This is a genomic window from Methylobacterium sp. J-092, from assembly GCF_022829325.1.
Lineage (GTDB): Bacteria > Pseudomonadota > Alphaproteobacteria > Rhizobiales > Beijerinckiaceae > Methylobacterium.
The window spans coordinates 1-21,534 of sequence record NZ_JAKSXU010000193.1 but is presented as its reverse complement, the minus strand read 5'-3'; the positions used below and the strand labels follow the sequence as shown (position 1 = coordinate 21,534).

Genomic DNA, 21,534 nt, shown 5'->3' with positions numbered 1-21,534 from the left:
CATCGCTCGATCAATGGAAGCCGTTATCAGCCGTTCTGGCGATACCGGATACCGCATCGGCGGCGAGGAGTTTGCTGTCATCCTCCCAGATACGGGCGAAGAGGGTGCCAAGATCGTTGCCAGCCGTATCCAAGAAGCTGTGACGGGCTGGAAGCTCCCTCATGCGACTAGCACGCATAGGGTGCTTACCGTGAGCTGCGGGTTGGCTCAGATCCATGAAACCATCGCTATAGAACCGGCGGAGCTGTTTCGTGCTGCGGACGCTGCGCTCTACGAAGCCAAGAGATCGGGCCGCAACTGCGTTCGAGTTTCAGGAGCAGCTAATCCCAATCTGCGCTTGGTTGTGGGCTGATGATAGCGACTTCATCCAGTACGAGCACGGACAGCGATCGTGGCGGTGTCACAGCATTTCCCACGACGGTTCGGCCCCGCCCCGATCTGCTCACGGGACGGGGGAACCCCGGATCTCACCAGCTAGGCCGATACGCAACTTGGCTCGGATGCAGGATGCCGCGTCGCGGTTAGAGGCACGTCACCGCGACGGATACCGTTGCTTGTCAATTTAGGACGCCGAGTAGCGAGTTGAACCGTAGGACGGTCTTTCAACTATTCGACCGGTCGGTCGTCATCCGAGAAAGCTTTCAAGCTGGCGATCAGCAAAAAGCCCGATCACTTTGCAGCAGTCGGGCCTGTTCTAAATCTCTGGCTCTATGCAAACCCTGGTTCAGTAGCCGTAGCCGTAGGGCGCGTAGCCATAGCCATAAATCGGGCGACGGTAGCCATACCCATAGCCGTAGCCGCCATAGCCCACGGGGGCGTACCCGCCGCCGTAGTACCCGTCACCGTAGCCGTAGCCACCACCGTACCCGCCGTAAAGACCACCAGCTGCAAGGCCGAGACCGACCCCCAGACCAAGGCCGCCTAGGCCATAACCGTAGCCTCGGCCGCCGTATCCACGACCGTAGAAGCCCCGGCCATAGCCCCCGCCGTATCCACCACGGAAACCAGCGCCTCGGAAGCCGCCGCCAAACCCGCCGCGCCCGAAACCACCACCACGGAACCCGCCACTGCCAAATCCGCCACCGCCGCCCCGGAAGCCGCCGCCTCCGAAGCCACGCGCATCAGCGCTGGCCGGCATAAACGCCAAGGCTACCACAAGGGCAGTCGATGCAAGTGCAAGACGCTTCATCGGGATCATCTCCAATCCGCTCTATCTCACCCTGCAACGCAACACCGTGACGGAGCGATCCGAAAGATATTATGGCGCATTGTCGCGCTTTTTTATCGCAATGTTTCTGACGGGCATTCGCGCTCAACCATGGGGAGATGAGCCATGGTCGAGCGCTACATTGCTGGGAGCCGAAACTGGTGGGGATCAGCCCCAGCAATGTTACTTTTCAACATTGCTGTAAAGCAAGAGTTCCAAGCGTCGATGACCGAACATGGGACGGTGATGCATCGTTAGGAGCATCCAAACAGTGACCGGCGATGGAACGGGTCGCTGAGCGGCGTCAGGCCGCCTCAGCGCCCTTCTTACGGCCGTGGGCCTTCGGGGCTGCCTTCTGAGGCTTCTACGGCCCTGGGCTTCCGACCACGGGCTTGGGCGCCTTGGAGATCGTTCCTCCCGTCTCAGCAGCCTAAGCGGCTGCCTTGCGCCGCAACTGGCCGAGACCGAGTGAGCGCGCCAGCTCGGACCGCTTGGCGGAGTAGGCAACCGATACGATGGGGTAGTCAGACGGCAGGCCGTACTTCGCACGGTAGCTATCCGGTGTGAGCCCGCGAAGCGTGAGGTGGCGCTTCATCGTCTTGTAGGTCTTGCCATCCTCGAAGCTGACCATACCGTCGGGGGTGATCGACTTGCGGATCTGGGCGGGCGTCGGCTTCTCAACGGAGGGCTCGGCTGTTTCTTCCTTGCCAAGGCTGGACAACGCCGCGTGCACAGAGGCGATCACACCAGGCAGCTCACTCAACGGCACTTGGTTGTTGGACACGTAGGCGGCGACAAGGTCGGCCGTCATGTCGAGGTTATTGTTCAGTAGCGCTTGTTCAGTCTCGCCCATAGCTAGCTCTCAATTGCATGCAACCTACAGAGGCAGACATAAAGCATATATCCCGCTAAAGTGGAAGATGGCGATCGGAACCTTGTCTGGATTTGGATCAATCTACTCCTTTTGTCAGCTTTTCTGAACCATTTTGCTCCTACGTTTCCGTCATTCGATGGACGAAGCCGCATGGACGAACCCAATTATCCCCGGCGATCTCCGCGCCGTGAGACAATGATCATCGGGGCGCTACGCACGGATGATGGGGATGAAATCCCTTGCGTCGTGCGGGACGTTTCAAAGGAAGGGGCCAGGATCTCGGTCTCACAGAGAGAACCGCTATCGGACTGTGTCGAACTGAAGCTGCAGGGTTCTCAGCGATCAGTGCGCATGCGGGTCATGTGGCGCGACGGTCCTTTCGCCGGCTTGTCGATCCTCAATGTTAGTTAGTTCCAGAGTTTAACGCATGACAGAAGTTTAAATACTTTTCATTTAATGCGTTATTTTCGTTCACATGCCTGCAAGGCTTGAAGGCAACCATGCCAATCTACCGCTTAGAATGCATCTTACGCTTCGATGATGGGCGGTCTGGGCGAGCAGTGGACGGCCGTAACCTTCAGGCAGACTCTCCTGCAGAAGCTATCGCGCTCGCCAAACTTTACAAATGCAATCACTCTGCCATGACACTAATGGTAGCGTCGCTTTATAACACAGGCCAAGACATAATTTGGTCATTCAGATCGGATTTTTCTTCGAAGGCAGGATCAACATATACGAGCAACTAAACCACTTTGTATCTTTCGCGCCGCGCCGCCCACTCGTCCGCCGTCAGTTCCGGGCCGGTGACGCAGAGCACTCCGTTCGTGACGATGCCGAGGCCATCTGCGACCCATGCCTGCCAGTCCTCGACGTTGATGGCAGGCCCGACGCTTGGCGGTCGATCGGTGAGGATCAGGGTGGGGGCCCCTTCATAACGATCGCTTTCGATGCGGATGAGGCGACGGCGGAGATCCCCAGTGCTCAATGGAAGCTCCCGTCGCGGTGTTCGTGAACGGCGGTCCATTCGTCGGCCGTTAGAACCGGTGCTCGCAGGGTGAGAACATGGCCGGACCGGGTAGCACGGCCATCGGCAACCCAGGTCCGCCAGTCCATCACGGCCTCCGCGGTGACGCTCTCAGGGTAGCCGCCGAGGTTGCAGATCGCGGTGATGCGGCCAGTAACCCGACCTTCCTCGATCTTGTCGAGCCCTCGGTGCAAGGCTTGGGATATCATGGCCGTCCGGTGCCTCCTGTCAGGTGCGATCCGCGAAGGATGAGAAGCGGCCAGCCGAGCCGGTATGTGCCGGCGGCCATGTGGTCGGCGAGTTGTCGGCCATGGTCCTCGTCGTTCTGCGGCCTGATGAGGATTGCGGACATCGGGCGCTCACCGTGCCCTTGCCTCGTCTCGATCCGGCGAAGGCGCGAGCGGAGGTTGATCGTCATGGTATGAGCCCTTCGCGCTGTAGAACGCTGACCGCCCATTCGGCCTGCGCCTCGTCGGGAGCCTTCAGCCAAGCGATGAGGCCCTGCAACTCGTCGTCGGTGAGGCGGTGCGTGCCGGGCTGCCGGTCGCGGTGACGACCCTCGATCTTGGCGAGCTGTGCTTCAGGGGTAGCGCGCATCGAAGCCTCCCGTATCTTCCTCGATCAGGATGGCGAGGGCCGTATCGCCGGCATCGCCCGTCCCGCGCAAGTGCTGGGCCGCGAGGGCGAGACTGCCGTGCTCCGCTCTGAGATCGCCGTAGGCAGACCGGATGAGGGCGTGAAGCTGTGCGTCGCTGGCATAGGCGATGTCGCCAGAGAACCCGTGACGGCTCTCGATCTTGGCAAGGCGCCGGCTGACGGTCGGATGCGTCATCGGGTCGATCCCTCTTCGAGACGTGCAAGCCGCTCGTGGATGTCCGTGACCTCGATGGCACGGACGTGGGCATCCACGGCCTTGCCGATGTCGGCAGCCTCGGACGGGGTGAGTTCGCCGGCCGCGATGGCTTGCAGAAGGGCGTGCGTGGCTTTCGGCAGGTCGGCGGTGGTGTCTATCGCCGGCAGGTCGAACTGGACGTGGCGGTCCCTCCGAACCGGTGCGAGGCGGTCCAGGCAGAGGCGGAGCGCCGGGCCGTCGCCGTCCAGGGCGAGTTCAATGGCCTTACGGGTCAGGGCCTCGGCCTCGCCATCCAGCAACGCTTCCATGGCAAGCGTCGTCCGGTGGCGAGCACCCTTGGGGCGCCCGGCCGGATTGCCACTCTGGCCTTGCTCGAAGGGTTTTCCGTTGCCTCGCATCGTCAACACTCAGGAGATTGGCTGGCTCAAACTACAGCCCGGTTACAGCCAGGTTGGCACGTCCTCACCTAAATATAGCACCAGCCAAGTGTTTTTGCGATAAGTCTGGAATTGTACTGTGGAGGCCTACAGGGGGAGTGCGCGTTTATGTCGATTGACCAGCGCCAACGCTCGTCCACATAGCTGTCGTTGCCACCTCGGCCACCCTTCCGAGATGGCGGCAGACCTGGAGGGGACTCCATAGGTCTGTGAAAGGCGGCGGGGCTGCTGCTCTCCCCCGACAAAGGCCTCGCCGCCGAGCATCGATGCCAGATCACCGAGTGCCTAGCCTCACAAGAGGCTTCGAAAGGCTGAGCTAGCAAGCAGGCACGCAAGGTGCCCGTTGAAGGAAACTGTGCCCTGCTGTTCACCGCGGCGGTGATGGCAATGGTGCGCTTCGCCGGAGGCTGTCTAGGTCGTCCGCACCTTACCGGAGTACGGATCATGAGCAGCGGACACATCTACACCTTCGTCGAGATCGACGGCACGCGGCTCGCCGCAACAGCAGACCGGGATGGAGCGAACCTGCCAGGCGGCCCAAGTGGTTGGCGTCGGCTCGCCAAGATGGACACTGATGCAATGGACACGATGTCGGGAATTGTTGGCCTCGGGAATGCGGCCGAGATCCTGACCGATATCCGAGAGAAAGGTCTATTCCTGACGGCAGCGAAGGATGCTGATTGGGTGACGCCAGCGTTCACCGAGGCTGATTGACGGGTAGGGTTTGGATCGCGGCCGTCATCGCAGGAACCGCATCCGGTGCCGACGGCGGATCTAGGACTGCGACCTTGAGGCCTGCGGCGAGACCGTGGAGCGCTGCAGCTGCGGCACGCTGGCGGACCTCTGCCGCGTCGTCGCAGACCTCGATCGACACGGCGGCCGTCATGGCAGCCTGGATGCCAGCGGCGAAGGCTGCTTGCTCGCTCGGGGTCATGCTTGTGCTCCAAGGTATTTTAATCCGCGTCGGCGCGTGCGCAGCGTCACGTCGAGAATGAAATCGGCACCCCATCTTAGTTTCAAGCAGACAGAAACCGACCTGATCCAGGGTTCGACCTGCAAAGGAGCTAAGCCATTACCATGAAGACCCGTATCGCCGCCATCGCCACAGCTCTTGCCCTTGGTGTTGCTCCGATCTCGTCCGCAATGGCTTACGACAGCCCCGCCCGCTACACCGGGTTCTCGCCCTACGAGGTCGAGACGACGGGCTCGTTCAACGGTTACGACGCTGGCCTCCACCGTGACCCGGCGACCTGTCCGATGAGTTCGGCTGCCGAAGGCAATGCCAACCAGCAGAACTTCCCGGTGAAGCAGTACGGCCAGACCGCTGGCGGAAACCGCTGCTGATCGGCTGACAGGTTCACAGCCATGCAATTGAAGCTGTTTAGCTACCTGATGATCGGAGCTTTCGCGGGCGGTCTTGTCGCAACCGCCGTGGGTACGGCGAGCGCTGTCGTCGGCTTCTGATCGCAAGAATGGCGATACAAGTCTGAGGTGTGAGCGGCGGGGTGAGAACCCTGCCGTTTCTACGCGTTGGGCCCGCTCAGAATAAAGCTCTTTGCTCTTTCATGCGGAGAGAACCATGACGGCTCGGCACCGAGCGACCGCAGCACTTTGGGTATCGCGCTCCACGACGGCGCTGTTCGCGTCGATTGAGACGGTGTTGTTGCCCTTTGCACGCCACCACGGGCCTTTGGTTGCGATCGCCGCCTCGTTCGGGGCTCCCGGAGTGGGATCATCAGCGCTCGACCGCGAACGTCCATTGCGGGCCGCGTGCCGTATCGTCGTTGCTGCGTTCTCCCAATTGCGCCACGCCCCAGGGCAGACGATAGCGCCCTGTTGCCTGCGGCGGCGACCAGACGTTCACATCGGTCCGTACCGGTTCCTCTGCGGCGGCCGTCTCGGACCCTGCCGAGGAGACCTTCGGCGGAACCGGGGACGTCCGTCGCAAGGCGAGGGTAGTCGGGCGCCGCGGGGGAAGAGGCACAAGACCAGGAACAGCCGGAAGGACGGTCCCGGACGCGGCAACGGTCGAAGAAGCGTCCTTAGGCAAATCGAGGAGCGATATACGCGGCTGATCCGGCACATCCACGGGCGACACCCTCGTGGGCGGGGTGGTCCAACCCTCGTTCGGACGGCTCGAATTTACCGCCCCTTGGAGGGAAACAATAGCCTGGGCCGCTTCCTGCAGACCGGCAGGGCTTCCCCCTGGAGCCGGCATCGCATCAGTTGGAGCTGCAGCGATCCGCGGGTGGACCGGGCGATCGAGGCCGGGTTGCAACGCCCATGCACCGAGAATGACAAGGCCAGCCGACAAAATGGCTGCGAGGCCCCGTCCCGCGGTGATCCGCCCGCGGCCAACAGCGCTTGCAGCTACGACGTCAGATACGACGGCGACCGGGGTTACTTCCAGGGTCTCAAGTTGTGCATGCGTCGATGCCGCTACCGTTTCGGAGTCCGAAATCCCGCCGGCCGGATCAGTCGAACAAGCGACCGGCTGCTGGTCTGCGGCCGCCGGCCCATCAGGATCTCCTGCGGCAGAAACCAGCGTGACTGCGACGATGTTGGGTGCCGCATCGACTGGCAAGTCCGAAGCGGGCTGGGCGGGGAGACAGTCGCGGGCCTCCAGAGCAGACGCGGGCAACGATCGCACCACACAGGTCTGTCCCGCAGCCTTGGAGGACGGGCGTGACCCAGACGTTCGACGCGATCGGGCCGGGGGCTTGTGGCCCTTGCGCTTCGCGCGTGCACGCGCCGGCAATGCGACACCGGGCACGAGAGGCCCCGCTCCGGTCAGTCCATTCTGCATGCTCAAAGACTCACCCGCCTCGTGCGTGGCCGAACATCACGCAGGATCTCGGATCACCCAACGATAATTACGATCCCGCCGAGACCCCGGAAAACCTGCTAGTCGCGGACAAGATGGGCGACAAATAGGCAATTTTTACGGCATCTTCAGATTTCAGGTGATCGGACCATCGTGATGGAAAAATCGATCCTGTCGAATGACTAATTGTCGCGACTTTCTGCCCCTGCGGCGGATAGCTGAACGGTACGCCTTCACGGCAGGTCCGACCTTTGGTCCACTCTCCATCGCGCTCAGGATGGCGATCAGAGCGACGGCGATAGGCGCAGTCTCACGCCAGGACGGCAGCGGCGCCCCATCGGCAGGCTCCGCCTTTGGGGTTTGAGGCTGGTCGGGAGGTGGCACCGCGAGACTGGTGGTGAGGGGTCGCTTCATAGAGGTTCCTTCCGGGGAGCATTCGATAGCAGCAACGATCGGGTCAGTAGTGGCATCGACCCCGGTCCCTGGTGGGATCTGAAAACAATCAAACAAAATCAAAGACGCTGCGCTTTCAATTTTGTCGCCAGCCAAAGTGTGGGCCTTTTTCCACGGGAACCGAAGTTGAATGATTGATCCTGTGAAAAGAGCAGGAGTGTACGTGGATGAGCTAACGTGTGGTAATATGCTGTCTGAACAGGTGCCCACCCATGACAGCAACAGACGACCGACTAAACCGTTCGAAGCGCCCCCCTCCTACGGAGCGCGAGCAACACGCCATCAAGCGGGCCGCTGAACGCTATCGCGCCCGAGCCGAACCTTTCGCCTACGGCAACCAAAGCGGCCAGGCGAACAAGCTCGACTGGCGCGGCAAGCATGACGACGATGCGGGCCACCTCCTCACAACGATCGACACGTTCGGTACGGCCTCACCCGAGTTCGCACAGCACAACATCGGCCGTGTGGCGGCCGTGATGCGGGGGCGTGGGGAACAGCTGCCCTCCGATATGGCCTTGAACGCCGGGTTGGCTGCCGTCAGCGGGATTGCCCCCCAGAACGAGGTCGAAGCGATGTTGGCCACGCAGATGGTCGGCGTCCACGAGGTCGCGAGGGAGATGCTGACCCGCGCCAAGCTGGCGGACACGACCGATGCGCTGGAGCGGTACGGCGCCCTCGCGACCAAGCTGCTGCGCACCTACACGACCCAGGTTGAGGCGTTGGCCAAGCTGCGGCGCAAGGGCGAGCAGACCGTGCGGGTGGAGCACGTTCATGTTTACCCCGGCGGTCAGGCGATCGTCGGCAACGTCACCCAGGGGGGAGGGGCTCACGATGAAAACGGACACCAACCCCGTGCACCCGAGCGGACGTCAGGGAAACCAGCCCTTGCCGCTCCTGTCGGCGCCTCGTTGCGGGGCACGGACACGAGCTGGGAGCCCGTGCCAGTCACCAGCGGTGGAAAGGAAGAAGCGCTGCCGGATGCACGGCGGCGCCCACGGCAGCGGCGCACCGCCGGGTAAGCGCAACGGTGCCTACCGGCATGGGATGCGCACGCACGAGATGATCGAGCTGCGGCGTGAGATCCGCGAGCTGACCCGGATTTCGCGAGAGACGATCGCGGCCGGGGTGGAATGAGGGATACCTCCCACCGTTAAGAGTACAAAGAGATGTCAAACCAGGAACTAATATGGTACACCCTGGTTCTCGAATGATAGCCAGCTCCCCTATGGGGCCATGGTCCGGATGACTAGCCAGGTCAGTTCCGGGCGACCATGATCGGCCGGAGGGCACCGGCAGCAAGCAGCGCTCCGCGCGCTGCAGGAGTAGGACCGGGTCGCCCCGAACCTACGGATAACCAAGCAGCTGGTCGGTTGCGCTTGGTTCGCTCCACGTCAGACCTCGGGAGAGGTGAAGCGGCGAGTAAAGGCCGACCGCCTGACCCCGGCCTACCCGACAGGGTTTCGTCCACCGACACATGTGACCGGTACTGCTTGCTTCGGCGCGTCAGGTCATGGCTTCGTCTCCGGCAGGCGAAGCCATGCCCCGCCCAACCTCATCAACACGTCAGGACGGCAGCTTAAGCAGCAGCAATCGCAAGGAGTTCAGGAAGCGTAGGGCCCCCGAAACAGGTCCCCCATTGCCCGCCGACGGAACAGGGTTCGCCAGCGCCGGCGGCGGTGCTCTGGCCGGTCGTAGTTGATGTGGCAGCGCTGGCAGAACGCGGCGAGGTTCGCGGGCGCGTTGTTGGCCGTGTCGTGATCCCGATGGGCCGTGGCGAGTACGACGTGGGTCGAACGGATCGCACCAAGATCTTCGATCGTCGGCAGGGCAGGGAGTGTCCGTCCCTTCCCATCACGCCAGGTGCCGGCAGCGGCATCCCACCAGCGGCCATCGCTGAGGCAGTAGACGATCTGTCCGTGCGGGCGTCCGCAACCTTCGCAAGCGCCACCAGCCCGTCCGAAGCGGATCGTGGCCGAAAGTTGCGGCCAGTCGATCGGGTAGAAGAAGCGGTGCTCAGGACGGATCGGCATCGGCTCAGCTTGTCTTGCCGGAGGCCGAGGCTTGGCTGCGTGCCCGCGCCTGCGGGAAGTAGCTGTAGAACGTGTCCCGGCTCACCCCAAGGCGCTTGGCGATCGCCGCGATCGAGATAGTGCCAGTCTGCAGCAGGGCTCGACCAACTTCGATGTCGGCCTCGGTCAGCTTCTTCGGCCGGCCGCCCTTGCGCCCGCGGGCCAGCGCCGCCTTGAGGCCTTCCATCGTGCGCTCGCGATTGAGGTCGAGGAAGTACTCCGCCATCGCGCCGTGCATCTGCAGGGCGAAGCGCCCGTGAGCGGTATCGCTATCGAACTGCTCGGTCAGCGAGCGAAAGTGGATCTCCTTCAGTCGCAGGCTGTCGATGGTGCGCATCATCTCGACGAGCGACCGGCCGAGCCGATCGAGCTTCCACACCACCAGCACGTCGGTGGGTCGCAGGTAGGCGAGCGCCGCCTCGAACTCCGGACGCTTGGTCCCAGCCTTGCCGGACTTCTTCTCCTCGAACAGCTTCTCGCAGCCGGCGCCTTTCAGCGCGTCGCGCTGCAGGTCGAGGTTCTGGTCGAGGGTGGAGACGCGGGCATATCCGACGAGCATGTCGGGATAGTGATCCAAGAGCGTTTTATCCGCAATAGAAAACCGGTCATAGTTTCCCGACAGAAACAAGGCTGTTTCCGATTGCCCACGATGCGCTCATGCTGCCCGTCGGGAAAACGGTCGTTTATCCGACGCTTCCGGCATCACGTTCGATAATGTCGCGACCGGGCCAAGGCAGAGGTCGGCAACGAAGCGCACAACGTAGAAGTGGCGCGCTCCACTGTTTGCTTCAGCGACCGCCAGAGCGCGAGTCTGACGAGCGATGACCACAGCGTGAGCCGTCAGATGCTTTGTCGCTGTCGTGCTGGCAGCTCTGGGCCAGAGCCGTGCCGGCCGTGAGTAGGGTCAGGGCGATGGCGAGGGTGATTTTTTTCATGGCGTCCTCCCGGCGGCGAGCTGTTGCCGCCATGCTGACATCCTAAGGATGCGCATCATTCCTATCTGTAGTTTAGATATCACACTGAGGTTATATCCAGATCGGCACCTCTGCGAACGGTAGACTGCGCTACTCCTCCATGCTGATTTCCCGATCAACAAAGAGGAGGAAACGCTATGAAGACAATGATTATCCTGACCGCTCTATTGCTTTCGACAGTCGGTGTTGAAGCCCGTGGGGGAGGTGGCCATGGCATGAGCGGCACCGGATCCAGCAGCAGTAGCCACTCGGTATCAGGTTACACGCGGTCTAACGGCACCTACGTTGCGCCTCATCATTCGACGAACCCGAACGGGACGCAGCTCGACAACTACGGCACCCGCGGCAACGTCAATTCCTACACGGGCGCGACCGGCACCCATGGTGCGGATCACTGACGCTCTATGCTGCGATCTGGAACATGCGCATCCGCTGCTGCCTGGCTTAGGCTGGCGGCTGTAGGATGCATTCTCGCTAGTTCGCCGTTCGGTGCGGCGAGTCGCGAATTCAGGGAACCGGACGAGCACAGTCTCGACCGTCACGGCCACTATCACAGCCGCGATGGCTCTACCGTCCACCAGCCAGCACATACCCGTGACGGGTCGAAGCCCGAAGGAGCCTCGGCCCGCTGTCGTGATGATACCTGGAGCTTCAGCCACACTCATCGCGGGACATGCTCACGGCACGGCGGGGTGGCGAGTTGGGTTAGGTAAGAGGAGCTAGCGGTGGAAATCTGGCGCTTGGTACCCGCTCGTCATGTCCGCAACGTCTGGGAAGCAATCATACCGATGCGCGCTTAGAGATGGTAGGAGCGTCCGCTAAGGACGCGCGCCATGCCTAGGAACGAAGTTTTTCGACACGAGCAGCACCGTGTCGCGGTCGGAATGGTACTGGCTGTGATCATTACGGCCATCATGCTGAGTCTCGCCGCTTTCTGGGACCCTGAGAAGACCCTCGTGGTGCCCGTTGCTGAGCGTTTGCAGACCGCCTTGCGCGCGGATGTGTTCGTCATCGGCTGGCTTGCCGCCGCAATCGCGAATGTGGCACGGCTAAGGTTCTTTTCGATCGAGGACATTGCAGGAAGCAGCGCCGGATCAGGATCTCAATCAGTGCGGGATGCCGTTGCGATCCTACAGAACACGGCGGAACAGGTCGTTTTAGCCGTCCTGACGCACTTGGTCTTCGCCGCCGTCATAGGCCACCCTACGGCGATCCTAATGACGCTTGCTGCCATGTTCTGCGTAGGGCGCACGTTATTTTGGGTCGGGTACAAACGTGGTGCTAGAGGGCGTGCGCTTGGCTTTGCCCTCACGTTCTATCCGACGGTTACGGCGCTCGGTACTTCGGCAGCCATACTTCTGCTAGGAAGGTCCGGTTAGAAATGAGGACAGCCTTAGCAGAAGGTCTCAGGCGCTAGATTTTGACTACTAGCTCTTTAGCCCCTTGTTGCAAACCGAGTAGTACCCGCCGCCCTTCTCGATCCACTTCATGCCGCCGTTGTTGGCGCCACCGGCAGCAGCCTTGTTGGCGTTGTACTGATCCAAGCAGGTGTGCATCCGACCCTTACCGGCCGACTCGCTCGCGTACTTCGGATTGACCGCTCTCGGGAACACAGCGGACCCCGTCACCGAAGACCGCGGTGTCGGTGCCGATCTCGTTGCTGTTGTGGTAGGCGCCGGAGCCGGGGCTGCGGGCGAAGCTGCGTTCGGTGAGAATGGGTTCGCGGTGGGGGTTGTGGGCGTGTCAGCCGGTGCCCCGCACTCAGCCTTCCGGAAGGCGTTCCACTTCTGCCCGTTCAGCGTGCCAGCCTGCTTGGCGGCTTGGTACTTCACGGAACAGTCCTTGGCGGATAGCGCCAAAGCTGGCGAGGCCAGCATGGCCACACCAAAGGCAAGCGATGAGATTGATTGTGCGAAACGAGACATGAGGAAGTCTCCAGGCCGAGTCACGTACGGCTGATGTTGCTCCAAGATGGCCTGCCCCGGCTGATACGGCAACGGTGGCTCGCTACATCCTGGCAGACACGGCCAATCCAGCTTCAGTGCATGTGGTGTGAGTACCCTCGAATGGTGGGCTTTCGCTGGGCCTGTTGTGGGTATCGTGTGGCCCTCTGTGGCCCGCTGGCGACGGCCATCGTAGCTCCGCGGCAAGGCCACGGTCGTGCACGGCAAGGTACGGCAGCGTCACGGTAAGCAGCACGGTAGGAGCAGGGGTATCACACCATACGCACTGAAGCTGCTGGCGTGTCCCGTGTTGTCGAGGAAGGCACGCCTCGCTACAGCGCGCCATGGACAAGCTCGACGCCCTCTTAGACCGTCTTAAGGCCCATCAGTGGGCGATGATCCTAGCCGCCGCCGAACACGACACATTGCCGGCCGCGAGCGTCCTGAGGCAGATCGCGGAGCTTGAGAACGCCATCGCGGCGGTAGAGGCGGTCGCCGAGGAGGAGCGAGGTCGGCGGCGGTAGTAGAAAATGCGCGTTGCGGGCCAAATCTTGTGAACAGTCCCAGCCCGAGATGAGCGAGCGTAGAGTGAACCGCCCCTCATAAGCAGAGTAGCACCCCAAGCATCATGATCTGTAAAGTGAGCAGGAAGCTGATCAGTATCTTCGCATCGCGATCATAAATGATCTGAGCCAGCCGCTCAGGCTCGGTCTGCATCTGGCTTGCCCCTGGCACGACCTGTGTAGGCGAGCATAAGGTGGCCGGCGGGGTTCCACACCATTGCGATGCGCCGCTTGCTGGACCTGTGAGCGTCCACTTCGTAAGCGGCGATTGTGACAGCTTCGATTTCGCTGTCGGCTTCGTAGAGCAAAGTTTTCCCGCTGGGCGTGCCGGCTGAACCTATCTGCTGCACCCTGACACTGTAAGCCATCGCGTGCCCTCCAGCGGTTGGTGCCCGCGCCAGCCGATCGGGGTAAAATTCCGCCAGCGCGGGCGTTGCCGAAGTTGTCGAGCGACACCAACGACGACACAACGTCGCATGGTCTGAAACTTCAGATATCATCAAAAGAGAGAATTAGACGAATTAAACTGAATAACAAAATTTACTTAAGTGCGCATTCGAGAATTATGGCATCAAATTTGAAGGCGTGCGTTTTAGGGATCTGTCTCACAGGAACGTCGCGGCGGCTTTGCTCAGGTCGTTTCGATCGCTCACGGGTTATGACCTGAGATTACCCGCTGTGCGTCTCCTCCCGAACCAACTTTGCCCCGCCGCCAGTCCGGCGTGCGGGGCATTTTGCCAACGAGGTCCTAGCCCCGGGACAGGCAGGCGTGGGGATCAAGAAAGTGGCCGAGCCTGCAAGCAGACGGCATCACGGCAAGATGGTCCGACCGCGCATGTCCAGCAACCGCTCATCCTTCCGCAATTTGTCTGGTGCATCTCGGCAGGCGCCGCGTCAGCGGCCAGCAGGTCTGCCCGATCCGCTGTGGCGGTCCTGTATGCCCCTTCATGCAGGGCCGCCTACTACATCTCAGCCGACAAGCCGCCCTCGGGCCTTCACGACCCGACGTCGTGCGCACATGGGCTGACAGGGCAAGAGTCAAGCTTTGGGGATCTGGCACCTGCGCCGGTCCGACCTGTCAGCAGCTGACTAGGAGTAACGGGGGAGTACCGGGGGTTAGGTGTCAGCCGCTGACGTTCTCAGGATCAAAAAAGGAGGCGCCTCCTTCGTTCCAAAGCGCGGCTAAAGCCCTGCAGATAGTCTTTTCGGTGTAGGCTTCTCATCAATATAAATGGACTGCCGCTCCATCGCGCCTCGACACTCAATCAGGCTCATAAGGGCAGTAGTGGTCTTTTCCAATCGAATTTTAGTAATAGTGACTTCATTATCTATATCTTGGCATAACGCCTCGAATAATAGCTCTTCTTTGAATGCATACTCTTTAAGAATTTCCTCGACTTCATGACGAACGGGATCAAGAAACTCTACCCCAAATCCGTTATACTCTACGCGGGCGATACGGCAAGCGCGTGGCAAAGTACTGCCGCCTATAGAAAGATCAAAGCTAGCAGGTATAGTTCGATCTCTGTTAGGCTGAACAAATGCACCCAAAGATGATATATCGGTGATTGTGCATCGAATTGGATCAATAAATTGCGGAGAGAATATACGGCCATCTAACGAGCAAGATTGTCGTTGCACTCGTCTTCTTTCCGACATATCAAATCTCCTATGCAGTTTTCACCCCTATACCCCCAGAGCAATGCTGATATTTAAAAGTTACTATTTCCTTAATGCTAGTCTTATCATTTTATATAAATTCTTCATATTTGCGAATGAGATAGTATTTCGAAAGAAGATATACCTCTTTTACAAGCTACGTAAAATCGGTGTCTTGTACCTCCCTAAGCGAGATTTTTCCCATGCAGCCGGCAAATCCTTCCGATCCGCTGCATTGTCCGCTTCTTCACACAGCAGAGCCGCCACCTCTTCAAGGCTTTAAGCGGGCCATAAGCCGGCGCCGGCGGTTCCTGTTCCCCGCTGCATCGACCTTCACGCGACCACCCGGCCCGAGGCGTCACGGACACGATGCAGGGAACTGGCCCACACCGGCCTGTCATCACGTGCTCTCTGTGCCGAGCTACCTGTCGGCGTTCGCGACCGCCGCCGGCGCGCAAGCGTTGAGAGGCCTGGCGTGTATCAGATCATCAGCCGCTCCGCAGCATGAGGTCCGGTCGTCGCTCAGCTTCAGCTCGCCACGCATCGAGTTCGGCTTGCGCCTTGGCCAACTCCGCCTGCACCTCCTCAAGCCGAGCGTGCATCTCCCCGGCATCGACCGCGGTCTCGACCAGGAGTTCTTGCGCCTCAGCGAGCTGGGCTCGTAGCTCGGCGTTCTCGGTCGCGAGCGCCAGGATCAGGGTCGTGGGTTCATCGCTCATGGCCATCGCTAACACCAGCTTGGCCATTCGTCTTCGGCTTTTGATGGAACGAAGGCTGGCGCCGTCGTAAACCCACCATCCGCTCGGGTAGATCTGTCGATGGTACCGGCCTCGTAGGAACCGAGGGGCAGGAACACAGACGGTTGGGCCGGGTTCGCCATTCAATGGAAACCTACGTCCTCGTCGTCGCCGGGTTCGGTGCCCTGGTCCTACTGACGGCGTGGCTGCCGATGGTGCTCAGAGCGCTACCGCTCTCGCTACCCATCTGCTGCGTCGGTGTCGGTGCCGTGCTGGCCTTCGTCCCGTTTCTCGCGGGGCTGACGCCACACCCGGGCGAGCACCTCAAGCTGGTCGAGCACGCCACCGAGGCGGTGGTCGTCATTTCCCTGATGGGTGCCGGCCTCAAGATCGACCGACTGATCGGGTGGAAGCGTTGGGCAACAACGTGGCGGCTCCTCGGTCTTGCCATGCCGCTCACCATCATCACCCTGGCTGCGCTTGCCTTCGCGCTCCTCGGGCTTGGGATTGCCTCCGCCTTGCTGCTCGGTGCGTCACTTGCCCCGACCGATCCGGTGCTCGCCTCCGATGTCCAGGTCGGACACCCCTCCGAGGGACAGGAGGACGAGATGCGCTTCGCCCTCACGTCCGAAGCTGGCCTCAACGACGGCCTCGCCTTCCCCTTCGTCAACCTCGCCATCGCGTTGACCGGTGGTGGCATCGGCGGCCTGTCCCTCTCGCATTGGTTTGCCATCGACGTTCTGTGGAAGGTCGCTGTCGGCGCAATCCTGGGGGCTCTTGTCGGTCGGGGTCTTGGCTGGCTGACCTTCCATCTGCCCAACGTCTCGAAGCTGTCGCGCACCGGCGATGGGTTCGTGGCGCTCGGTGTCACCTGCCTCGCCTACGGCATCGTCCAGGCGGTGGACGGATACGGCTTCGTCGGTGTCTTCGCCGCGGCACTGGCGCTGCGGGCGTCGAACAGCGGTCACGACTACCATCGCAAGATGCACGACTACGCCGAGGAACTCGAACGCCTGCTGATGATGGTCCTGCTCGTTGGGTTCGGTTTCGCGCTCGCCGGCGGCGGCCTGCTCGCAGGGCTGACGTGGCCCGCTGCAGCATTCGTGGCGTTGGCCCTACTCATCGTTCGCCCGCTATCGGGGTGGATCGGCTTGGCCGGATCGGGCCTGCCTACCGACGAGAAGGCGGTGATCGCCTTCTTCGGCATCCGCGGGCTCGGAACGGTGTACTACCTTGCCTACGCCTTCGGTCATGCGCCGTTCGAGGCGCCTGACCTGCTCTGGGCCACGGTTGGTCTCGCTGTGCTGGTATCCATCGTCATGCACGGGATCACCGTCACACCAATTCTCCGCTTCCTCGACCATCGCAGCGGACGCGACACCGAGAGTGGCCAGCTTGAAATCCCCCTGGAACCGCGGATCCTCTGATCGATAGGTCCTCACGCCTTCGTTCGAGCAAGGCGGGTGTCGAGCAGGTTCCGGAGCGCGGCATTGGTGGGCCGCTGTGTCTCGTCGACCAGCACGAACAAGGCTTTAGCGGTAACCACGACATGCGGCGGCGGATTGCTGTGAGGCTGTCCCTGAGCATCGGCGTATCCGACCGGTGTCCCGAAGTTCGCTTCGAGCACGGTCGAGACCACGTCGGACCATGCCATCCCTTGCAGCGTGACGTCGAAGCGCAGGCACTCGTCGCCCTCGCTGGAGAACAGGCGTTCGACGATCCACTCCGTCCCCGGGGCAACGATGGCGCGGACGATCATCTCCGGGTAGCCGCGTAGCGGCCGGACGATGGCGGAGGCACCCGCTCGCTTCAGTCGATCACGGTTCAGATCGTCCACGCATTCGGCGACGATCCGCGCCGTGATCCCCCGTTCGCGCAGGCGATGAATGATATCGAAGGTACGACTGTCCGAAAGCCGGTCGCCTTCCTGCTCGGCCAGGATGACCAGCACCTGTGCATGATCGACGCCCGCGGCCTCCAGCGCGGCAGGATCGTCGAAGCGTCCCTTGAGCTGAACGATGCGCGGGTCGTCTTCGAGGTCCGGCGGCAGGCCGTCGGGGAAGGCCTCGGTCAGGATCAGCGAGGATACGTTGGCAAAGTTGGCGTGCGAGCGGTGCAGCTGGTTGAGGAGACGGCGCAGGTAGTCGCCGGGCTCGTCGGCGGGTGCATTCACGAAAACGATGTGGTCGCGCATATCCCACCTCCACTCGCCCCGGCGCTTGCGCTCGCGCCGCAGGATCCTGAACTCGAAAAAGGCTCCGCCTGCCTGGGTGAGCAGGAAGATGCCCGAGAGGTAGATCAGCACGATGGTGGAGGCGCGCCCGGCCAAGGTTTTGGCAGACAGATCACCATAGCCGGTGGTGGTGATCGTGGTGAAGGTCAGCCATACCGCCTCACCGAGATCGAGACCCTCGAAGGCTACCATCGCCGCAGCGTGCAGGCCGATGAGGATCAGCAAACCGACGAGTGCGAAGCGGATCCGGTTGCGCAGGTCCCGTACGACGCTGCGGCGGAACCGCAAAGGGCTGGTCCGAGACCGAAGCGGACGCACCATCAGATTGGCTGCTTTCGATCTCGCACCAACAGTCCGATCTCAATCTGTTGTTCGCCAAATCGACCGCCGCGAGTTGGCTTCGGATAGCTCATGCTCGGACACGTCGTTGTCGCATGCCCGGTGAGGCTCTGACAGCAAGGTCACCCTCTACCATTCGACAGCCCTTATGCGGCCTCCAACCCTCTGAATTCACAGGGTAGGAAACAGGAGTATTCGTGCCACTCACGGATTTACGCCCTCCCTCCTTAGAGGAAGGGGGTAGCGTTTCGTTACCCCCTTTGCGGGCGAGCCGTAGCCAAGCGGTCCATTCCCGCGACACGATGCAAACGATATTGGTGTCGTTGCGGAAGCGGGCGAGGCGTCGTTCCTCAACGGTCACGAAGCCGAGCACCATGGCTTGTCGGATCGCGTTGCGGACGGTTGCACGGCTCACACCCGCTAGTGCGGCTAGGTGATCCAGGGCTAGACGGCAGTCCCTCCGCTTCATGACCTCCACCGTGATCACAGCCAGCACCGCCTGCTCCGCCAGGGTAAACTGAGCAGCGATAGCCGGTGGAAGCCTGCCAGAAGCCGCCCAGCGGCGACGACGGGCCATTGAGGCATCGGTGCGCGCGCGGGAGCCAGTGCGGCTCCTGGAGCCTCCTGCGCAGCTCTCGGCCTGTTCGGCAGATCGTTCGGTTCCTGACAGTTGACGCGCCTCAATCAGCCCGGACAGCGCTTCCGCCTCGGCTTCGGACAGGTGCCCCTCTCCGAACGCCTTCCACAGTGCGGACGCGACAGCCGGCAACGCGGCGCGCGGAGCCGCCTCCGCCTGCCTGCGGATCTCATAGGCATAGTCCATCGTTCACGGTCCCTCACGGGCCGCGGTCCAGGGTCCAGGCAAGGCCTTCCCGTTGACGGAAACACGTTCCGTCTTGACTCCCGAGGGAGGTCATGGCTTGTGAGGGGAAGTCACTCGCGCCTCACAGCGCCTTGGGTTTTCAGCAGCCTCTTCCTTGCCGGGAAGGGGCTGTTGGCTTTTCAGGGTCTATCTCGCGGCGATCTCTCCTGATGCCGGCTCACGACTCGCCACAGGGCGCGCCACAGCCGGACATGGCATGTCGGCCGGGCGACACCGTTAAGTCAACGTTGCGGAGTGGATCGTCACTGGCGTCGTTGAGAGCTGATGCAGCCGACATCTGAGCATGGTACGGGAGCAAGCGTCCGGCCGCAGGGCTGCGTCGTCCCTAATCGCGATCGGATCAGCCAATGCGCCGCTTAGCCCTTATCGCCTATTGCCTCGCCGTTTCCGTCCCGACCGTGGCAATGGCGCAGTCAGCAGCCAAGCCAGCCACCCCAGCCGTCACGCTTGATCCTGCGACTCTGAAGGCGGCGCGCGAGGTCGTCGCGCAGATGCAGGGGGATCGTACGGCGCTGCTGAACGCGATGGCGGCACCCATGGTCGGCATGATGCAGCAGATCGGGGTCAAGCAGCAGGATCAGGCCCAGGCCTTGGTCCAGGAGGTGGTGCTACCCACCCTCACGGCACACTTCGACGAGCTGTTGGACATCCAGGCACGCGGCTTCGCTGCGGCCCTCGGCAAGGACGACTTGCAGGTCATTGCCGCGTTCTACGCCACCCCGACCGGCAAGCGCCTGGTCGCTGCCCAGCCCCAACTCGCACAAGCCCAGCTCGTAGGAACGCAGCAGTGGATGCAGTCGGTGACGCCTGAGATGCAGGGCAAGCTGACCAAGGCGATCCAGGCGCACGGGTGGGGTGCAAGCGGTCCGGCCAAGCCGCGCTGACGCGTTGATCGACAGCGGCCGGGATGGCCCAAAAGCAAACGGCCACGGGAGCCAGGATCGAGTGCGCGTACATCCGGCGTCACCCTGTCCTGGCTTCGTGGCCGCATCCGATCAAACGACAAGGTCGTGACCGGCGTGCCCTCTAAATGGGGTCAGCATGGTTAACAATTGATGAAGCAGGCTTTGCCGAGCCGCTGCATCGGACCTCGAATAACGGTGCCTCGGAAACTATTCGGCCAATCCCGCCGTAGTCAAACCGTTCGGTCCGCTTCGGCCGCACAAGCGCGGAAGCCGCACCATGTCTCGTATCTCTGTCTCTGCCCTCGGCGCCTGCCTGCTCACGGCCCTCTTCGTTCCGGCCGAGGCGGCCAAGAAGAAGGTCCAGGTGCCCGATCGGTTCGATGGATCGTGGAGCATCACAGCCGTCACCAAGGACGGACCGTGCCCAGCGAGCACGAGCTACCAGGTGCAGATCAAGGACAGCGATGCCTCGGTCCCAGGCGACGAGATTGATGTCGATGGCGGTGTCTCACAGTCCGGAACCGTGCAGGCCACGATCATCAAGGGCTCGAACAGGGTGCCGATCGCCGGAACCCTCGACGCAAAGGGCGGCGGCAGTGGGACGTGGCATACCACCAGCGGCATCGTCAGTTGCAGTGGAAGCTGGAGCGCCAAGCGCGCTGGGTGAGCTGCCGACTTCCTACAAGGAAGCTTCGTAGGATCTTAACACGCTCACGGTTTCGACGAGGCCAGCGGCGCGATGCCGTTCGACGGCCTCCCCGACGATCTGTCGGTGCCCGATGTCGCGCTTCGTCTCGTGTGCTCGGCCTGCGGGCGGAAAGACCGGATCAGCACCCGGCCCGACTTTAAGGGCGCGCACACCGGGGCGGGGCCGAAGCTGCGGTCGGTGAAGTAGCACGGCCGGCGGCTGAGAGCCGCGTTGCGCCACCCAGCTCGCGCCCCTATCCCCGCCGGCCCACATCCGGCGAGACCAGCTGTTAGAATTCGCAAATGATGTAAATTGCGAAGCATTCGCGGCTACTAAGGTGTTTTCTATCAAAAATTTAGCCGGTGACCGCGCAAATAAGGCGATTTAGAGGATAGCGAGACGAATATCATTTGGAACGGGTTACCGCGTGTCGGACTTTCTTGTGAAACCGCCCATTGTTTTTTCTGGGTGATCACAGGAAAAACCATGCGCGTCATGAAAGATTTCTGCCGTTCATGCGGCATAGAAATAATAATCTATGTTGGTACGGACTGTATGATCACACAGGCCGGCTATAAGGACCGGCAACAGCATTGTAACTGCAAGTCGGATGAGAGGTGCCCGATGGTCACCTTGTCAATGGTAGCCCATGGGTGCGAACCGATGCCGCTGAAAGGGGCGCGCCCTAAGACCTTGCATCAGGATCAGCCTCGAGTTGATGGCAACGGACTGATCGGCCCCCACGAGGTGGTCCAAGGGTGAAGTTAGTGCACGGTGGGCCGCTCCGCCACGAGTAGCTTGGCCGGCGGAGCTGGTCGGGCGAGCGCAGCCGGCCAAGCGGAGAAGGCTGGCACGAACACCTCCGGTGC

The 21,534-nt window shown here is 61.7% G+C and carries 28 protein-coding genes; 14 read left to right on the top strand and 14 right to left on the bottom strand.

Annotated elements, in window-relative coordinates:
- A partial coding sequence (locus MKK60_RS23050) for a GGDEF domain-containing protein (RefSeq protein WP_243988724.1) occupies positions 1-352 on the top strand: 352 nt, incomplete at its 5' end.
- A gap of 372 nt (positions 353-724) precedes the next feature.
- On the opposite strand, the gene MKK60_RS23045 is transcribed toward MKK60_RS23050, so the two are convergent.
- Entirely contained in the window at positions 725-1,198 is a 474-nt protein-coding gene (locus MKK60_RS23045) for a hypothetical protein (protein WP_243988723.1), read from the bottom strand.
- A 439-nt stretch (positions 1,199-1,637) separates the two neighbouring features.
- Entirely contained in the window at positions 1,638-2,060 is a 423-nt protein-coding gene (locus MKK60_RS23040) for a MucR family transcriptional regulator (RefSeq protein WP_243988722.1), read from the bottom strand.
- Positions 2,061-2,231: 171 nt separating this feature from the next.
- Here MKK60_RS23040 and MKK60_RS28765 point away from each other — a divergent pair, with 171 nt between their 5' ends.
- On the top strand, positions 2,232-2,492 hold the full coding sequence (locus tag MKK60_RS28765) for a PilZ domain-containing protein (RefSeq protein ID WP_409567445.1): 261 nt from the start codon (positions 2,232-2,234) through the stop codon (positions 2,490-2,492).
- Positions 2,493-2,823: 331 nt separating this feature from the next.
- Here the strand turns inward: MKK60_RS28765 and MKK60_RS23035 are convergent, their stop codons facing one another.
- From MKK60_RS23035 to MKK60_RS23015, 5 genes are all read right to left on the bottom strand, one after another.
- Positions 2,824-3,066 (bottom strand): hypothetical protein, encoded by a 243-nt coding sequence (locus MKK60_RS23035; protein ID WP_243988721.1) that lies wholly within the window; start codon positions 3,064-3,066, stop codon positions 2,824-2,826.
- Entirely contained in the window at positions 3,063-3,314 is a 252-nt protein-coding gene (locus tag MKK60_RS23030; protein WP_243988720.1) for a hypothetical protein, read from the bottom strand. The genes MKK60_RS23035 and MKK60_RS23030 overlap by 4 nt, the downstream gene beginning before the upstream one ends.
- Before the next feature lie 205 nt (positions 3,315-3,519).
- The gene (locus MKK60_RS23025) at positions 3,520-3,702 is read right to left on the bottom strand and encodes a hypothetical protein (protein WP_147725490.1); all 183 of its coding nucleotides are present in this window, start codon (positions 3,700-3,702) and stop codon (positions 3,520-3,522) included.
- Positions 3,686-3,937 (bottom strand): hypothetical protein, encoded by a 252-nt coding sequence (locus MKK60_RS23020; RefSeq protein WP_243988719.1) that lies wholly within the window; start codon positions 3,935-3,937, stop codon positions 3,686-3,688. The genes MKK60_RS23025 and MKK60_RS23020 overlap by 17 nt, the downstream gene beginning before the upstream one ends.
- Positions 3,934-4,356 (bottom strand): DUF5681 domain-containing protein, encoded by a 423-nt coding sequence (locus tag MKK60_RS23015; protein ID WP_243988718.1) that lies wholly within the window; start codon positions 4,354-4,356, stop codon positions 3,934-3,936. Before MKK60_RS23015 ends, MKK60_RS23020 begins: the two co-directional genes overlap by 4 nt.
- Before the next feature lie 483 nt (positions 4,357-4,839).
- On the opposite strand from MKK60_RS23015, the gene MKK60_RS23010 reads away from it, so the two are divergent.
- Complete coding sequence (locus MKK60_RS23010; protein ID WP_243988717.1) at positions 4,840-5,109, top strand: hypothetical protein; 270 nt, start codon at positions 4,840-4,842, stop codon at positions 5,107-5,109.
- Here MKK60_RS23010 and MKK60_RS23005 read toward each other — a convergent pair.
- Positions 5,093-5,329, bottom strand: coding sequence for a hypothetical protein (locus tag MKK60_RS23005; protein ID WP_243988716.1), 237 nt, complete (start codon positions 5,327-5,329; stop codon positions 5,093-5,095). The two genes, MKK60_RS23010 and MKK60_RS23005, sit on opposite strands and share 17 nt — an antisense overlap.
- A gap of 143 nt (positions 5,330-5,472) precedes the next feature.
- On the opposite strand from MKK60_RS23005, the gene MKK60_RS23000 reads away from it, so the two are divergent.
- The 3 genes from MKK60_RS23000 (at position 5,473) to MKK60_RS28545 (ending at position 8,806) form a co-directional block, all read left to right on the top strand.
- Entirely contained in the window at positions 5,473-5,739 is a 267-nt protein-coding gene (locus MKK60_RS23000) for a hypothetical protein (protein ID WP_243988715.1), read from the top strand.
- Positions 5,740-7,884: 2,145 nt separating this feature from the next.
- A complete protein-coding gene (locus tag MKK60_RS22995; RefSeq protein WP_243988714.1) occupies positions 7,885-8,691 on the top strand; it encodes a hypothetical protein in 807 nt (268 codons plus the stop codon).
- On the top strand, positions 8,627-8,806 hold the full coding sequence (locus tag MKK60_RS28545) for a hypothetical protein (RefSeq protein ID WP_313901149.1): 180 nt from the start codon (positions 8,627-8,629) through the stop codon (positions 8,804-8,806). Before MKK60_RS22995 ends, MKK60_RS28545 begins: the two co-directional genes overlap by 65 nt.
- Before the next feature lie 467 nt (positions 8,807-9,273).
- Here the strand turns inward: MKK60_RS28545 and MKK60_RS22990 are convergent, their stop codons facing one another.
- Together MKK60_RS22990 and MKK60_RS22985 are read right to left on the bottom strand one after the other, a co-directional pair.
- Complete coding sequence (locus tag MKK60_RS22990) at positions 9,274-9,702, bottom strand: hypothetical protein (RefSeq protein ID WP_243988713.1); 429 nt, start codon at positions 9,700-9,702, stop codon at positions 9,274-9,276.
- Between the two features lie 4 nt (positions 9,703-9,706).
- Positions 9,707-10,300 carry a recombinase family protein gene (locus MKK60_RS22985; protein ID WP_243988726.1) on the bottom strand — a complete coding sequence of 198 codons (594 nt, stop codon included), beginning with the start codon at positions 10,298-10,300 and terminating at the stop codon, positions 9,707-9,709.
- 552 nt (positions 10,301-10,852) lie between these two features.
- On the opposite strand from MKK60_RS22985, the gene MKK60_RS22980 reads away from it, so the two are divergent.
- The 3 genes from MKK60_RS22980 (at position 10,853) to MKK60_RS22970 (ending at position 12,094) form a co-directional block, all read left to right on the top strand.
- Positions 10,853-11,113, top strand: a complete 261-nt coding sequence (locus tag MKK60_RS22980) for a hypothetical protein (RefSeq protein WP_243988712.1) — start codon at positions 10,853-10,855, stop codon at positions 11,111-11,113.
- Between the two features lie 6 nt (positions 11,114-11,119).
- Positions 11,120-11,428, top strand: a complete 309-nt coding sequence (locus MKK60_RS22975) for a DUF3761 domain-containing protein (protein WP_243988711.1) — start codon at positions 11,120-11,122, stop codon at positions 11,426-11,428.
- Positions 11,429-11,548: 120 nt separating this feature from the next.
- Positions 11,549-12,094 carry an MAPEG family protein gene (locus MKK60_RS22970; protein WP_243988710.1) on the top strand — a complete coding sequence of 182 codons (546 nt, stop codon included), beginning with the start codon at positions 11,549-11,551 and terminating at the stop codon, positions 12,092-12,094.
- A 48-nt stretch (positions 12,095-12,142) separates the two neighbouring features.
- On the opposite strand, the gene MKK60_RS28760 is transcribed toward MKK60_RS22970, so the two are convergent.
- Positions 12,143-12,271, bottom strand: coding sequence for a hypothetical protein (locus MKK60_RS28760; protein WP_409567444.1), 129 nt, complete (start codon positions 12,269-12,271; stop codon positions 12,143-12,145).
- A 731-nt stretch (positions 12,272-13,002) separates the two neighbouring features.
- Between MKK60_RS28760 and MKK60_RS22960 the strand changes: the two genes are divergently transcribed.
- Positions 13,003-13,182: a hypothetical protein gene (locus MKK60_RS22960; RefSeq protein ID WP_243988708.1), complete on the top strand. Its 180-nt coding sequence runs from the start codon at positions 13,003-13,005 to the stop codon at positions 13,180-13,182.
- 1,221 nt (positions 13,183-14,403) lie between these two features.
- Here MKK60_RS22960 and MKK60_RS22955 read toward each other — a convergent pair.
- Complete coding sequence (locus MKK60_RS22955) at positions 14,404-14,880, bottom strand: PilZ domain-containing protein (protein ID WP_243988707.1); 477 nt, start codon at positions 14,878-14,880, stop codon at positions 14,404-14,406.
- Positions 14,881-15,368: 488 nt separating this feature from the next.
- Entirely contained in the window at positions 15,369-15,626 is a 258-nt protein-coding gene (locus MKK60_RS22950) for a hypothetical protein (RefSeq protein WP_313901148.1), read from the bottom strand.
- Positions 15,627-15,763: 137 nt separating this feature from the next.
- On the opposite strand from MKK60_RS22950, the gene MKK60_RS22945 reads away from it, so the two are divergent.
- On the top strand, positions 15,764-17,044 hold the full coding sequence (locus MKK60_RS22945; protein ID WP_243988706.1) for a cation:proton antiporter: 1,281 nt from the start codon (positions 15,764-15,766) through the stop codon (positions 17,042-17,044).
- 11 nt (positions 17,045-17,055) lie between these two features.
- Here MKK60_RS22945 and MKK60_RS22940 read toward each other — a convergent pair whose 3' ends face one another.
- A complete protein-coding gene (locus MKK60_RS22940; RefSeq protein WP_243988705.1) occupies positions 17,056-18,138 on the bottom strand; it encodes a potassium channel family protein in 1,083 nt (360 codons plus the stop codon).
- Positions 18,139-19,419: 1,281 nt separating this feature from the next.
- On the opposite strand from MKK60_RS22940, the gene MKK60_RS22930 reads away from it, so the two are divergent.
- From MKK60_RS22930 to MKK60_RS22920, 3 genes are all read left to right on the top strand, one after another.
- Positions 19,420-19,956 (top strand): DUF2059 domain-containing protein, encoded by a 537-nt coding sequence (locus tag MKK60_RS22930; RefSeq protein ID WP_243988703.1) that lies wholly within the window; start codon positions 19,420-19,422, stop codon positions 19,954-19,956.
- 298 nt (positions 19,957-20,254) lie between these two features.
- On the top strand, positions 20,255-20,644 hold the full coding sequence (locus tag MKK60_RS22925) for a heme utilization protein (protein WP_243988702.1): 390 nt from the start codon (positions 20,255-20,257) through the stop codon (positions 20,642-20,644).
- Between the two features lie 72 nt (positions 20,645-20,716).
- A complete protein-coding gene (locus MKK60_RS22920) occupies positions 20,717-20,872 on the top strand; it encodes a hypothetical protein (protein WP_243988701.1) in 156 nt (51 codons plus the stop codon).
- Positions 20,873-21,534: the final 662 nt, after the last annotated feature.